This window comes from Ancylobacter sp. WKF20 (assembly GCF_029760895.1).
In the GTDB taxonomy this organism is placed as follows: domain Bacteria; phylum Pseudomonadota; class Alphaproteobacteria; order Rhizobiales; family Xanthobacteraceae; genus Ancylobacter.
Window position 1 is genome coordinate 16,932 of sequence record NZ_CP121679.1, and the last position, 13,749, is coordinate 30,680.

14 protein-coding genes are annotated in these 13,749 nt (G+C 69.3%); 4 read left to right on the plus strand and 10 right to left on the minus strand.

The annotated features are described in order from the left end of the window. Nucleotides 1-4 precede the first annotated feature (4 nt). The gene (locus AncyloWKF20_RS00075) at nt 5-1,048 is read left to right on the plus strand and encodes a 2,5-dihydroxypyridine 5,6-dioxygenase (protein WP_279315956.1); all 1,044 of its coding nucleotides are present in this window, start codon (nt 5-7) and stop codon (nt 1,046-1,048) included. Between the two features lie 108 nt (nt 1,049-1,156). Here AncyloWKF20_RS00075 and pcaC read toward each other — a convergent pair whose 3' ends face one another. The 3 genes from pcaC to AncyloWKF20_RS00090 are packed head-to-tail and all read right to left on the minus strand — an operon-like array spanning nt 1,157 to nt 3,030. Continuing rightward, nucleotides 1,157-1,555, minus strand: coding sequence for a 4-carboxymuconolactone decarboxylase (gene pcaC / locus AncyloWKF20_RS00080; protein WP_279315958.1), 399 nt, complete (start codon nt 1,553-1,555; stop codon nt 1,157-1,159). Further along, the gene (locus AncyloWKF20_RS00085; protein WP_279315959.1) at nt 1,552-2,253 is read right to left on the minus strand and encodes a GntR family transcriptional regulator; all 702 of its coding nucleotides are present in this window, start codon (nt 2,251-2,253) and stop codon (nt 1,552-1,554) included. Before AncyloWKF20_RS00085 ends, pcaC begins: the two co-directional genes overlap by 4 nt. A 9-nt stretch (nt 2,254-2,262) precedes the next feature. Continuing rightward, nucleotides 2,263-3,030, minus strand: coding sequence for an alpha/beta fold hydrolase (locus tag AncyloWKF20_RS00090; RefSeq protein WP_279315960.1), 768 nt, complete (start codon nt 3,028-3,030; stop codon nt 2,263-2,265). 131 nt (nt 3,031-3,161) lie between these two features. Here AncyloWKF20_RS00090 and AncyloWKF20_RS00095 point away from each other — a divergent pair, with 131 nt between their 5' ends. Together AncyloWKF20_RS00095 and AncyloWKF20_RS00100 are read left to right on the plus strand one after the other, a co-directional pair. Continuing rightward, the gene (locus AncyloWKF20_RS00095; protein ID WP_279315961.1) at nt 3,162-3,869 is read left to right on the plus strand and encodes an enoyl-CoA hydratase/isomerase family protein; all 708 of its coding nucleotides are present in this window, start codon (nt 3,162-3,164) and stop codon (nt 3,867-3,869) included. Nucleotides 3,870-3,898: 29 nt separating this feature from the next. Next, nucleotides 3,899-4,810 carry an NAD(P)-dependent oxidoreductase gene (locus AncyloWKF20_RS00100; protein WP_279315962.1) on the plus strand — a complete coding sequence of 304 codons (912 nt, stop codon included), beginning with the start codon at nt 3,899-3,901 and terminating at the stop codon, nt 4,808-4,810. 7 nt (nt 4,811-4,817) lie between these two features. Here AncyloWKF20_RS00100 and AncyloWKF20_RS00105 read toward each other — a convergent pair whose 3' ends face one another. The 3 genes from AncyloWKF20_RS00105 to AncyloWKF20_RS00115 all read right to left on the minus strand — a co-directional run bounded on the left by AncyloWKF20_RS00105 (nt 4,818) and on the right by AncyloWKF20_RS00115 (nt 7,473). Beyond that, a complete protein-coding gene (locus tag AncyloWKF20_RS00105) occupies nt 4,818-6,506 on the minus strand; it encodes a thiamine pyrophosphate-binding protein (protein ID WP_279315963.1) in 1,689 nt (562 codons plus the stop codon). A 73-nt stretch (nt 6,507-6,579) separates the two neighbouring features. Continuing rightward, complete coding sequence (locus tag AncyloWKF20_RS00110) at nt 6,580-7,062, minus strand: DUF6644 family protein (RefSeq protein WP_279315964.1); 483 nt, start codon at nt 7,060-7,062, stop codon at nt 6,580-6,582. A gap of 6 nt (nt 7,063-7,068) precedes the next feature. Beyond that, complete coding sequence (locus AncyloWKF20_RS00115; RefSeq protein ID WP_279315965.1) at nt 7,069-7,473, minus strand: DUF6152 family protein; 405 nt, start codon at nt 7,471-7,473, stop codon at nt 7,069-7,071. Nucleotides 7,474-7,636: 163 nt separating this feature from the next. On the opposite strand from AncyloWKF20_RS00115, the gene AncyloWKF20_RS00120 reads away from it, so the two are divergent. Continuing rightward, nucleotides 7,637-8,050, plus strand: a complete 414-nt coding sequence (locus AncyloWKF20_RS00120) for a hypothetical protein (RefSeq protein ID WP_279315966.1) — start codon at nt 7,637-7,639, stop codon at nt 8,048-8,050. 44 nt (nt 8,051-8,094) lie between these two features. Here AncyloWKF20_RS00120 and gyrB read toward each other — a convergent pair whose 3' ends face one another. From gyrB to dnaN, 4 genes are read right to left on the minus strand one after another with little or no spacing between them, the layout of a single operon-like run. After that, nucleotides 8,095-10,533 (minus strand): DNA topoisomerase (ATP-hydrolyzing) subunit B, encoded by a 2,439-nt coding sequence (gene gyrB / locus AncyloWKF20_RS00125; protein ID WP_279315967.1) that lies wholly within the window; start codon nt 10,531-10,533, stop codon nt 8,095-8,097. Between the two features lie 58 nt (nt 10,534-10,591). Next, complete coding sequence (locus tag AncyloWKF20_RS00130) at nt 10,592-11,206, minus strand: LysE family translocator (protein ID WP_279315968.1); 615 nt, start codon at nt 11,204-11,206, stop codon at nt 10,592-10,594. A 35-nt stretch (nt 11,207-11,241) separates the two neighbouring features. Further along, the gene (recF, locus tag AncyloWKF20_RS00135; protein WP_279315969.1) at nt 11,242-12,441 is read right to left on the minus strand and encodes a DNA replication/repair protein RecF; all 1,200 of its coding nucleotides are present in this window, start codon (nt 12,439-12,441) and stop codon (nt 11,242-11,244) included. Then, entirely contained in the window at nt 12,438-13,553 is a 1,116-nt protein-coding gene (gene dnaN, locus AncyloWKF20_RS00140) for a DNA polymerase III subunit beta (protein WP_279315970.1), read from the minus strand. The genes recF and dnaN overlap by 4 nt, the downstream gene beginning before the upstream one ends. Nucleotides 13,554-13,749 lie beyond the last annotated feature (196 nt).

Genomic DNA, 13,749 nt, shown 5'->3' on the forward strand with positions numbered 1-13,749 from the left:
AGATATGGCTATCAGTGATCTGGCGCTCATCGAGGCGTGGAAGGACGTGCTCACCTTGTCGAAGCTGACGGCGGGCGAGCAGGTGTCGCTCCTCATCAGCGACGACAGCAACCCGCAGCTCGTCTCGACCGCGCGCACCGCGGTCGGCCAGCTCGGCGGCGTGCTCACCATCCTGCATTTGCCGCCGCTGAACGGCGACGTGGCGCTCTCGCGCGACAAGTCCGGCTATGTCGGCCACACCGCGCTGAAGGGCAACCGGGCGGCGCTGGAGGCGATGAAGCACTCCGATCTCGTCATCGACACCATGCTGCTGCTGTTCTCGCCCGAGCAGGACGAGATCCTGAAGACCGGCGCCCGGATGTTGCTCGCCTGCGAGCCGCCGGAGGTGATGCTGCGCATGAAGCCGACGCTGGACGATGCCCGCCGCGCCACCAACGCCGCCGCCCGCCTCGCCACGGCGAAGACGCTCACCGTCACCTCCAAGGCCGGAACGGATTTCCGCTGCGCCATCGGCCAGTACCCGGTGCTGAAGCAGCAGGGCTTCGTCGACAAGCCCGGCGGCTGGGACCATTGGCCGAGCTGTTTCGTCGCCACCTGGCCGGATGAGGGCTCGTGCGAGGGCACCATCGTCATCGACACCGGCGACATCCTGCTGCCGTTCAAGCGCTACGCCCGCGAGCCGATCCGTCTGACCATTGAGGGCGGCTGGATCCGCAAGATCGAGGGCGGCTTCGAGGCGGAGTACCTGAAGAGCTACATGGACAGCTTCGATGACCCGGACGCCTATGCGATGGCGCATGTCGGCTGGGGCCTGCACAAGCGCGCGCACTGGACGACGCTCGGCCTTTATGACCGCGAGGCGGGCCTTTCCATGGATGCGCGCTCCTTCTGGGGCAACTTCCTGTGGTCGAGCGGCCCGAACACCGAGGCTGGCGGCACCCGCAACACGCCCTGCCACATGGATATCCCGCTGCGCGGCTGCTCGCTCTCGCTGGATGGCGAGCCGATGACCATCGACGGCAAGGTGATCCCCGAGGATCAGAAGTAGGCGGCACTCCCTCTCCCCGTCGGGGAGAGGGTTGGGGTGAGGGGCCTTCGACCGCTCCGCGACCGGGCTCCCCCCTCACCGACCCGCTGCGCGGGCAAGCCCCAAAGCTCAGCCCTTTGCGGCGGTGGCCTTGGCGTCTTCCTCGGCGAACACCTCGCGGGCGACGCGGAAGCTGTCGAGCGAGGCGGGGACGCCGCAATAGATCGCCACCTGGAGGAACACCTCCCGGATTTCATCGCGCGTCAGCCCGTTATTGAGCGCGCCGCGCACATGGAGCTTCAGCTCATGCGGACGGTTCAGCGCCGCGATCATGCCGAGATTGAGCAGCGAGCGGTCGCGGCGAGCAAGCCCCTCGCGGCCCCACACCTCGCCCCAGCAATATTTCGTCACCAGCTCCTGCAGCGGGCGGGTGAAGTCGTCGGCCTCCGCCAGCGACTTGTCGACATAGGCGCTGCCGACCACGGCGCGGCGGATTTCCAGCCCCTTTTCGAAAAGGTCGTCGGTCATTGAGTGGTCTCCGGATCATGGGATGGGGAAGAAGCGGCGGGGCCAAGCGCGGCCTCAGCGGCCGCCATGACATGGCGTTCGGCGAGAGCTGCCGCGCGCGGGGCGTCGCGGGCGAGCAAGGCGCTGACGAGGGCGTCGATTTCCGCGACCGACGCGACCTTCCGGCCGGGATCGGCCAGCGAGCGGGCGCGCAGCAGGCTGATGCGGGCGTTGAGCCGGCCCAGCAGATCGCGCGCCACGCTGTTCGCCGCGCCGGCGCACAGCGCCTCGTAGAAGGCGAGCTTGGCATCGAGGATCGCGCCGAGATCGCCCGCCGCATAGGCGCGGGCGAGCGTGCCATGGGCGGCGGTCAGCGTGTCCCGCGCCGCCTCATCCGCCCGCTGGCAGAACTGGCGGGCGACCACCGCCTCCAGCGCGGCGCGCACGGCATAGATGTTCTCGGCCTCGCCGCGCGCGAGCACGGCGACGGAGAGCCCGCGCGGCCCGGCGGCGAGAAGGCCATCCGCCTCCAGCTCGCGCAACGCTTCGCGCAGCACGGTGCGGCTGACGCCCAGCTCGGCGGTGAGATCCTTCTCGATGAGGCGCTGGCCGGCGGCGAGCACGCCGGTCTCGATAAGCCGGCGCAGCGTCGCCACCAGTTTGCGGCGCAGCGGCGCGCTTTCCTGACTGAGGGGACCGATGCCGAGCGGTGCGCTCATCACGCGCGCTCAGCCCAGCAGGAAGGGGTCGACTGCCGCATGGAAGGCGGCCGGACGGTCGAGATTGGCCAGATGCCGCGCGCCTTCGATCTCGGCATAGGTAGCGCCGGGGATGAGCTGGACGATCTCCTGCGACAGGCGCGGCGGCGTGCGGTTGTCGCGCGAACCCACCACGACCTGCGTCGGCACCTTCACCGCTTTGTACAGCTCGACCACATCGGCGGTGAACACCGACTGGGCGGCCTCGACATAGGCGGCCGGCTCCATGCCGGCAATGCTGGCGACGAGCTCGGCGACATGGGTGGGGTCGTCCTCCACCAGCGTGTCGGCGGCATAGGCGCGGGCATAGGCGTCCATCGAGCCATTGGAGATGGTGCTGGCGATGGCGGCCGCGCGGGTCGCGCCCGCCTCGCCCTGCGTGGCGAAGCTGTCGGCGATCACCAGCCGGCTGACCAGATGCGGCGCGATATCGGTGAGATGGGCGGCGATCGGCCCACCCATGGAAATGGCGACGACGCGGGCCGGCGTGCGGCCAAAGGCCTCCAGTACGGCGGCGAGATCGCTCGCCACATTGCGCACGGTGAAACCACCGCGACGGCTGGAGCGGCCATGGCCGCGCGCATCCACCGCGATCACATCGAAGGACGAGGACCAGCGGCGGATCTGCTCGCGCCACATCCACGCGGCCGTGCCAAGGCTATGGATCAGCAGCAGCTTTTCGCCCGCACCCGCCCGGTCATAGCCGAGGCTTTCCCCGTTCAGCTCGATCAGCGCCATCGCCCCGTGTCCTTTCCTGCGTCCCGCTATGCATCTCGGCTCAGCGCGGCGCAGCATATTACTGTCGTACAATACGACAAGCGAAAACATGCCGGCAGTTCGACCGCCCGGCTGGTTCAAGGAGAGTGAGAATGAAGATCGAGGCGCATGGCGACGGCATTTACGGCGTCACCTTCACCCACACGGCGGATGGCAACCACATCTCCTCCGCCCAGCTCGCACAGTTCGCGGCCGCGCTGGACGAGGTGCTGGCCAAGCCCGATCTCACCAGCGTGGTGCTGGCGGGTGAGGGCGAGCATTTCTGCGCCGGGCGCGTGGGCCTGCGCGGCCTCACTTCGGCGGCGGATGTGCGCGATGATCTCGGCCTGATCCTGGAGGTGAACGCCCGGCTGCGCGCCTCGCCCGTGCCTTTCATCGCGGCGGTGGAGGGCAAGGCGCTCGGCTTCGGCTGCGGCTTCACCACCCAGTGCGACATCGCCATTGCCGCCGAGGATGCGGTGTTCGCACTGCCGGAAATGTCGCACGGGCTGCCGCCGCTGATCGTGCTGTCCTATTTCGCCAAGTTCGTGCCGTTCAAGCGCGCCTTCGAGCTGGCGCTGACCAGCCGGCATTTCGGCGCGGCGGAAGCGAAGGAAATCGGCATCTTGACCGAGGTGGTGCCGCGCGGCACCGCGCTCGCCCGTGCCCTCGACTTCGCCCGCACCATCGCCGCGCTGGATGGCGAATCCGTGCGTCTGCTGCGCGCCTTCTCCCGCCGGGTCGCCGGCCTGTCGGACGAGACGGAAGCGCGCAACGCGGTGGCCACCATGGCGATCTCGCTGGCGGCACGCGCGCATTGAACGGTGCGCGCAGGGCAGGGGAGGCAAGCATGAGCAAGGATAGCGTGCTCTTCATCGGCGCGGGCCGTATGGGTGGGCTGATGGCGGCGCGGCTGGCCGATCAGGGCGTGCCGCTGGCCGTGGTCGACCTGTCGGACGAGACGCTGGCCCCGTTCCGCGCGCGGGGCATCCCGGTCGCCACGGCGGCGGCGGGGATGCCGGGCGATGTCGTCATCACCATGCTGCCGACCGACCGTCATGTGCGCGCGGCGCTGCTGGGCCCGCAGGGCGCCCTCGCCGGGGCGCCGCGTTCCCTTGTGGTCGACATGTCCACCGCCGCGCCCGCCAGCATCGTCGCGCTTGCCGAGGAACTGGCGCCGCGCGGTATCGCCGTCGTCGATGCGCCGGTGAGCGGCGGCATGGCGGGGGCCCGCGCCGGCACGCTCACCGCCATGTGCGGCGGCACGCCCGAGGCGTTTACTCGTGTGCAGCCGCTGCTGGCGCTCATGTGCGGCGAGGTGGTGCGGGTGGGGCCGGTCGGCTCCGGCCATGTGCTCAAAGCGCTGAACAACTACCTCTCCGCCGCGACGCTGTGGACCGCGACGGAGGCGCTCATCATCGGCCAGCGGCTCGGGCTCGATCCGCAGGTCATGCTCAAGGTCTGGAGCGCTGGCTCCGGCAAGAGCCACGCGACAGAAGTGAAGCTGCCCAACCATGTGCTGACCGGCACCTATGATTTCGGCCAGACGCTCGAGCTGTTTTGCAAGGACATCTCCATCGCCGTCGATCTCGCCGCGCGTGCGAAGACCGAGACCCCGGCACTGGAGGCGCTGCTCGCCACCTGGTCCGCCGCGCGTGACGCGCTGGGCGGGCAGGAGGACATCACCGCCATCGCCCGCATGATCGGCGCCAGCGCGCGCGGCGCCGGCTCGATGTTCGATACGGAGGAGAGCGGGGACTGACCCGGCTTTAGCTCACCGAGCGCTCGCCGAGCGACTTCTCGCGCAGGGCGGTGAGGGTGGTGGAAGGCGTGATCGCCTCCGGGTCGAGCTTCACATGCACGATCGCCGGCAGCCCCGATCCGAAGGCGGCGTTGAGCGCCGGCACGAAGTCTTCGTCGCGCTCCACCGTCACGCCGAAGCCGCCAAAGGCGCGGGCATAGGCGGCGAAGTCCGGGTTCTTCAGGCTCGTGCCGAAGACGCGGGTGGGGTATTCGCGCTCCTGATGCATGCGGATCGTGCCGTACATGCCATTGTCGACGACAACCGCGACCACGGGCACGCCATACTGCACGGCGGTGGCGAACTCCTGCCCGGTCATCAGGAAATCGCCGTCACCGCACACCGCGACCACCGGCCGTTCCGGCTGCGCGCGCTTGGCGGCGATGGCGGCCGGCAGGCCATAGCCCATCGAGCCTGAGGTCGGCGCGAGCTGCGAGCCGAAGGAGCGGAAGCGGTGGAAGCGATGGACCCAGATGGCGAAATTGCCGGCGCCGTTGCAGATCGTCGTCTCCGGCGGCAGGGCGCGCAGATAATGCACCAGCGTCGCCATCTGCACCGCGCCGGGATTGGCCGGGGGCGCCTCGGTCCAGCCGAGATAATCGGCGCGCGCGCCCTCCCGCCACGCCCCCCAGACGATGCTGTTCGGCGGCTGCACGCCTTCCAGCGCGGCGGCGAAGGCGGCGGACGAGGCGTTGATCGCGAGGGTGGGCTGATAGACGCGGCCCAGCTCGTCCGGGTCGGCATGGACATGGACCAGCGGCACGCCGGGGTCAGGAATGCCGAAGAGGCTGTAGCCCTGCGAGGGCACCTCGCCGAAGCGCCCGCCGGCGAGGATGACGAGGTCCGCCTCCTTCAACCGCGCGCCGAGCTTCGGGTTGAGCGAGAAACCGATATCGCCGGCATAGGACGAATGGTCGGCCGGAAACAGCATCTGCCGGCGGAAGGACACGGCGACCGGTAGGTCGAAGCGCTCGGCAAAGCGCGTCACGGAGGCGATGGCCTTCGGGTTCCAGCGCGCGCCGCCGAGGATCATCAGCGGCTTCTTGGCCGCCCACAGCATCTTCTGCAGCCGCATCATGTCGGTGAGGCCCGGCCAGGTCTCGGCGGGCTCGACGGCAGGGGCGTCCGGCACCTCGGCGATCTCGCTCAGCACGTCTTCCGGCAGGGCGATGACCACGGGGCCGGGGCGGCCCTGCATCGCGACGCGGAAGGCGCGGGCGATGATTTCAGGAATGCGGGCGGCCTCGTCGATCTCCACCGCCCATTTGGCGAGCGGGCCGAATACGGCGCGGTAATCCACCTCCTGAAATGCCTCCCGCCCGCGCATGGAGCGGGCGATCTGGCCGACGAACAGGATCATCGGCGTGGAATCCTGCTGGGCGATGTGGACGCCCGCGCTGGCATTGGTCGAGCCCGGCCCGCGCGTGACGAAGCAGATGCCCGGCCGCCCGGTGAGCTTGCCGACCGCTTCCGCCATCATCGCCGCGCCGCCCTCCTGCCGACAAATGACGAAGTCGACGTCGGTGTCGGAGAGGGCGTCGAGCACGTCGAGATAGCTCTCGCCGGGCACGCCGAAGGCGCGGGTGACGCCATTGGCGACGAGCGCATCGACGAGAAGACGGGCGCCGGTGCGGGCGGAGGCGGAGAACACGGTCATGATGGCTCGGGACTCGCGGCAGACGGAAAGGCCGGCACTTTAGAGCCGGATGGGAGAGGAGGCGAGTAGGGCTTCAGGCGAAGCCGATCCAGCGCCCGGCGACCAGCACCGCGATCCACAGCAGGGCGGAGAAGGCGGCCAAGAGCCGTATGCCCGCGCTTGGCTCCGCTCCTGCCAGCACGTCTCGGGTCGCGAGCTGCCGGTGCTGGAGGCCCACATTCGCCAGCGCGAGCACGATGAGCCCGAGCTTGGCGAGGAAAGCGGGGTTGGCGAGATACTCTGCCGGGCGGACCGTGAACAGCCAGACGCCGGTGAACAGCGCCAGCCCCAGCCCGCCGGCGGCGACGCGGGTGAGCAGCGGCGTCAGAACCGCCAGCGGCACGCCGCGCCACAGCCCCAGAAGCCGTGCATCGAGCGTCAGGATCGGCCCGATGAGCAGGGCCAACCCGAGGATATGGGCGGCATTGACCAGCAGATAGGCCACCCAGGACGCATGCAGCGCCCGCGCGCCCGGCCAACCGGCGATGGTCGCGAGAAGCCCCTCCGGCGTCTCCACGGCGCGTCAGTTGCTGCCGAGACGCTCGGGATACATGTCGTAATTCTTACCCCCGATGGTGATGCGCACCGCTTTCATATGCGCCTCATTCGTCTCGCGCGAGCGGTTGCCCAGCACGGTGATGGCGTCGCCGGCCTTGGCCGTCTCGCCGGTGAAGCCGGAGGCGGCGGTCTGGCGGGGATTGCCGAGATCGACCTGCCAGTCCCGCCCGTCAGTGGCGCGCACGCGCAGTGTCGGGTGCGGCGGGGCCATGGAGATGGCCGTGATCGTGCCCTCGAGCGTCATCTTCTCCGATTCCGCCCAGCTCCAGCCGTGGTGAGCGAGGGCGGGCGCGGCGGCGATCATGAGGCCGGCGGCGAGGGCGGCAGCAAGGCGGGCGTGGATGAGGCGTGGCCGCGTGTGGTGAAGCATGGCGCGTCTCCTGTCGTAGCGGAAGGTTCGCAAGAGACTATGGCGCGCCCGGCGCCATCGGCGAGAGGCCGTCGGCTCACTTTTCCGCCAGAGATCCAAAGCCGGCGATCCTGCGTAGCAGAGCAAGGTTGGCATGTTCCATCACGCTGCACAGGAGGTTCCCATGCCGCTGAAGGCACAGACGCTCGCAGGTGTCGCTCTCATTCTGGCCGGTGCCGCCGCCACCGCACCCGCGCGCGCGTCCGAACTCAATGCGGAGGACATCCGCCGCGAGATCATCGGCCGGCAGATATTCCTCGCCGTGCCACTCGGTGGCGAGTTCCCGCTGAACTACTTCCCCAACGGCCGGGTGAATGGGGATGGCGACGCGGTCGGCCTCGGCCGGCTCGCCCAGCCCAAAGATGAAGGCCGCTGGTGGATCGCCGAGGACCGGCTCTGCCAACGCTTCGAGACCTGGTATGATAGCAAGCCGATGTGCTTCGTCATTACCCGCCTCGGCGACGGGCAGGTGGCCTGGCTTCGCGACAATGGCGAGAAGGGCACCGCCCGCATCGGCGGGCAGATTGCCTCGCGCTGACGGGAAGCCCCGTCAGCCGTCGACCGCGCGAGACCCCTACCGGACTAGACGTCCACGCTGGCGCGCAGCGCGTTCTCCTGGATGAACTCGCGGCGCGGCTCGACCACATCGCCCATCAGTCGGTTGAACAGGTCGTCGGCGTCCGCGACTTCCTTCACCTTGACCTGCAGCAGTGAGCGGGCGTTGACGTCCAGCGTCGTCTCCCAGAGCTGTTCGGCGTTCATCTCGCCGAGGCCTTTGTAGCGCTGGAGCGCGATGCCCTTGCGGCCGGCATCGGTGACGGCGTCGAACAGGTCCATCGGGCCATGCACGAGCGCCTCAGTGCCCTTGCGGCGCAGCGCGGCAGGCTCGGCATGCACTTCCTGCAGATCGGCGGCGAGGGCGTCGAGCCTGCGCGCCTCGGCGGAACCGACCAGAGCGGCGTCGAGCACCGCGACTTCCTTCACGCCGCGCACTACGCGCCAGAAGGTAAAGCCGGCGGCATCCGCCGTCCCGGTCCAGCCGCGCTCGGTGTCATCGGCGATGCCGTCGAGCCGCTTGGCGACGATGGTTGCCACCTCGGCGGCGCGCTCCTCGTCAATGAGCAGGCCGGGCGCGAAGGCGCCGGCAATGGCCGCCTGTTCCACCACGGCGCGGTTGTAGCGCGGGTGCAGGCCATTCATCACATTGCGGAAGGAGCGGGTGCTTTCCAGCACGTGATGCAGGTCGCCGCCAGCGCGCACTTCGCCCGAGGCGAGCACGAGCGAGGCATCTTCGAGGCCCTGGGTGATCAGGTAGTCTTCCAGCGAGCGCTCATCCTTGAGGTACTGCTCGGACTTGCCGCGCGTGACCTTATAGAGCGGCGGCTGGGCGATATAGATGTGCCCGCGCTCCAGAAGCTCCGGCATCTGGCGGAAGAAGAAGGTCAGCAGCAGGGTGCGGATGTGGGAGCCGTCCACGTCCGCGTCCGTCATGATGATGATCTTGTGGTAGCGCAGCTTGTCGACATTGAAGTCGTCGCGGCCGATGCCGGTGCCCAGCGCGGTGATCAGCGTGCCGATCTGGTCCGAGGACAGCATCTTGTCGAAGCGGGCGCGCTCGACATTCAGGATCTTGCCGCGCAGCGGCAGGATGGCCTGGAAGGCGCGGTTGCGGCCCATCTTGGCGGAGCCGCCGGCCGAGTCACCCTCGACGATGAAGATCTCGGACTTGGCCGGGTCGCGCTCCTGACAATCGGCGAGCTTGCCGGGCAAGGAGGCGACGTCGAGCGGGTTCTTGCGCCGGGTGAGCTCGCGGGCCTTGCGGGCGGCTTCGCGGGCGGCGGCGGCTTCCACCACCTTGGTGACCAGCGCCTTGCTCTCGCCGGGGTGCTCTTCCAGCCAGGAGCTCAGCGCCTCGTTCACAAGCGCCTCGACGACCGGGCGGACTTCCGACGAGACCAGCTTGTCCTTGGTCTGCGAGGAGAATTTCGGGTCCGGCACCTTCACCGAGAGCACGGCGGTCAGGCCCTCGCGGCAATCCTCGCCGGTGGGGTCGACCTTTTCCTTCTTGGCGATGCCCGAGCGCTCGGAATAGCCGATGATCTGGCGCGTCAGCGCGGCGGCGAAGCCGGTGAAGTGTGTGCCACGGTCGCGCTGCGGGATGTTGTTGGTAAAGCACAGCACGTTCTCGTGGTAGCTGTCGTTCCACGAGAGGGCGCATTCCACGGTGATGCCGTCCTTCTCGGCGCGGATCACGATGGGCTTGGGCAGCAGCGCCTGCTTGGAGCGGTCGAGATACTGCACGAAGGCCTCGACGCCGCCCTCATAGACCATCTCCTCGCGCTTCACCTCGGCATGGCGCGCATCGGTCAGCACGATGCGCACGCCGGAGTTCAGGAAAGCCAGCTCGCGCAGGCGGTGCTCCAGCGTGCTGTAGTCGAACTCGATCCGGGTGAAAGTCTTGGGCGAGGGCAGGAAGGTCACGCAGGTGCCGCGCTGCCCGGCCGGGGCGGGGCCAACCTGCTTCAGATCCTCGCGTGCATCGCCGTCGTGGAAGCGCATCGTGTATTCATGGCCGTTGCGCCAGATGGTCAGGTCGAGCCAGGTCGAGAGCGCGTTCACCACCGAGACGCCGACGCCGTGCAGGCCGCCGGAGACCTTGTAGGAGTTCTGGTTGAACTTACCGCCGGCGTGGAGCTGGGTCATGATGACCTGCGCCGCCGAGACGCCTTCCTCGGCATGGATATCGGTCGGGATGCCCCGGCCATTGTCGGTGACGGTAACCGAGCCATCCGCGTTCAGCGTGACGGTGACCTTGTCGGCATAGCCGGCCAGCGCCTCGTCGATGGCGTTGTCGACGACCTCATAGACCATGTGGTGCAGGCCCGAGCCGTCATCGGTGTCGCCGATATACATGCCCGGCCGCTTGCGCACGGCGTCGAGGCCCCGCAGCACCTGGATCGACTGCGCGCCATACTCTTCCCCGTCGGAGTTCGGGGAGGCGGCGTTGTCGGAATCGGCCATGGGTGCAGCCCTTCGAATCGCTTGAATTGACAGGTTCTTTTGTAGCGCAAACGCGCGTTTATTTCGTGGCTACCAGCACGGCGGCGCCAGCCATGGCGGTGCCGCAGGCCCGGTTGATCAGCTTGGCGCCCCAAGCGCTGCCGGCAAAGCCGCGCGCCCGGTGGGCGAGGGCGACATAGCTGCCGAACACGCCGGCGATCACCAGCGCGATGATGCCGCACAGTTCGGCAAAGCCGAGCAGGGTCAGCCGGTTAAGGTCGACGATGGTGGGCAGCAAGGCGAGGTAGAAGGCCATCGCCTTGGGATTTCCGAGCGTCATGCCGAGGCCGGTAAGGAACAGCCCAAGGCGGGAATCGCTCTCGCGGATCGGCACGGCCTCGGCCGGGGTGCCGGTCGACGTCCACAGCTTCCAGGCGAGATAGATCAGATAGGCGGCCGCCGCGAGCCGCACGATGACGAAGAACGAGCCCAAGGTGGCGGCGAGGGCGGCAAGGCCCATCACGGCGGCCGCCAGCCAGACCATGTCGCCCAGCACGATGCCGGCGACCAGCGGGCCGGCTCCCTCGCGTCCACGCACCAGCGTGCGGGCCACCAGCGCGATGACGCTCGGCCCCGGCGAGGCGGCGGCAAGAGCGAGGGCGGCGGCGAAGACGGCAAGGTCGAGCAGGTTCATGATGGCGCACTTCGTGCGCGCACGCGCGAAGGAGGTCAAGTGCTCATATCGGGGGGCTGTCCGGCCACCCATGCGGGGGCGGGCGCCGCGTGGCCCGGCGTGACGAGGAAGCGCTCGGCGCGGTCGCCCAGCGCGGCGAAGGCGGAGGGGTCGGCGCCGGTCATCCACACCTGCCCGCCCAGGCGCTCCAGCGCCTCGAACAGCGCGGCGCGGCGGGCGGGGTCGAGATAGGCCACGACATCATCGAGCAGCATGACCGGCGCCAGCCCCGCCATCTCGCCGACGAGGCGCGCATGGGCGAGGGCGAGGCCGATCAGCAGCGCCTTCTGCTCGCCGGTGGAGCCGAGGGAAGCCGGTATGCCCTTCGGTCCATGGCCGACGGCGAGGTCGGACAGATGCGGGCCGTCGAGCGTGCGGCCGGCGGCGCGGTCGCGGGGGCGGGCGGCGGCGAGCGCCAGCCGGTACTCGTCCTCCACCAGCGTCGCCGGGCGCTCGGCCAGCGCGCGCTCCACCTCGCCCTCCAGCGCGACGCTCGCCCAGGGAAAAAGCGAGGCATCGTCGCGCCCGCGGGCAATCCCGGCGGCGAGGCGGCGCACCGTCTCCAGCCGCGCGGCGGCGACCGCGATGGCGAGAGCGGCGAGTTCCTGCTCGACGGCGTCGAGATAGCGCGGGTCGGTGCCAGGCTCTTCCAGAAGCCGGTTGCGCGAGCGCAGGGCGCGTTCCAGCGCGTTGACCCGCGCGCCGTGCTCGGCATCGACCGCCAGCACCAGACGGTCGAGAAAGCGGCGGCGCTCGGAGGGTGGTCCGGTGAACAGTCCGTCCATATCCGGCGTCAGCCAGACCACGCGCAGATGCGCGGCAAAGGCGGTGGCCGAGCCGACGGTCTCGCCGTCGATGCGGCAACGGCGGGCCCGCGTCTCCTCGCCGCCGGCCTCGATGCCGGTGCCCAGCATCACCTCGCCATAGGCGCCGTCGACACGGGCCGACACCGCCCAGCCGGCGGCGCGCGTGCCATCGGGCGCGCGGGCGGCGAACTGGTCGAGATTCGCCCGGCGCAGGCCGCGTCCGGGCGAGAGCAGCGAGATGGCTTCGAGGAGATTGGTCTTGCCGGCGCCATTGGCGCCGATCAGCACCACCGGCCCATCGCCGGCGCGGATTTCCGCGGCGTGGTAGCTGCGGAAATCGGTGAGCTGCAACCGGGTGATGCGGGCGCGGGGGCCCCCGGCCGCGCTCACACGCGCATCGGCATCAGCACATAGAGCGCGCCGCGCTTCTCGGGATCCTGCAACAGGGTCGGGGAGCCCGGATCGGCGAGCTTGAGCTCGGCGGTGCCGCCTTCGATCTGCGAGGTGATGTCGAGCAGGTAGCGGCTGTTGAAGCCGATATCGATCGGCTCGGAGCCGTATTCGACTTCCAGTTCTTCCGTGGCGCTGCCCGAATCCGGGTTGGTGACGGAAAGCGTCAGCTTGCCATCGGCGATGGAGAGCTTGACTGCCCGGCCACGCTCGCTCGCCACGGTGGACACACGGTCGACGGCGGAGGCGAACTCGCTCTTGTCCACCACCAGCGTCTTGTCATTGCCCAGCGGGATGACCCGGCCATAGTCCGGGAAGGTGCCGTCGATCAGCTTGGAGGTCAGCACCACGCGGTCGAGCGAGACGCGGATCTTGGCGGTGGAGAGCTCCACCGTCACCTCGGCGTCGCCATCCTCGGCGAGGCGCTGGATCTCGGCCACCGCCTTGCGCGGCACAATGACGCCCGGCATGCCGATCGCGCCCGCCGGGGCGGAGGTCTGCGCCTGCGCGAGGCGATGCCCATCGGTCGCGACCGCGCGCAGCACCGGGCCATTGGCGTCGGCGACGTGGAAATAGATGCCGTTGAGATAGTACCGGGTCTCTTCGGTCGAGATGGCGAACTGCGTCTTGTCGACGAGGCGCTTCAGCTCCCCGGCCGGCAGGGTGAAGCGGTGCGTCATCTCGCCGGCGGCGAGATCGGGGAACTCGTTCTCCGGCAGGGTCTGCAGCGCGAAACGCGAGCGGCCGGCCCGTACGGTGAGCGTCCCACGATCACCGGAGGTCTCGAGCTGAACCTGCGCGCCTTCGGGCAGCTTGCGCACGATGTCATAGAGCGTGTGCGCGGGCACCGTGGTGGCGCCCTCCTGCCCGACCTCGGCGGAGATGGTCTCGACGATCTCGATATCGAGGTCGGTCGCCCGCAGCGCCAGCCCGCGCGCATCCGTGCGCATCAGCACGTTGGCGAGGATCGGAATGGTGTTGCGCCGCTCAACGACACGATGAACGTGGGCGAGGGACTTGAGCAGCTCGGCCCGCTCGACAGTGACCTTCATGGCCGCGACACCCGTGCATTACGAGAAACGGAAGACGCACGGGGCACACCGGCGAGGGCATCGCCCCGCGTCGCGCCCCGGGCGGACGGCGCGGGCGCGCCGCCGGGGGCGTCGACATTGCCGCCCCGGCCCCGCCAAGGCAAGCGGGGGGTGCTGCGATGCGGCGAAATAATGGGGATAGAAGCGGGGATAGCGG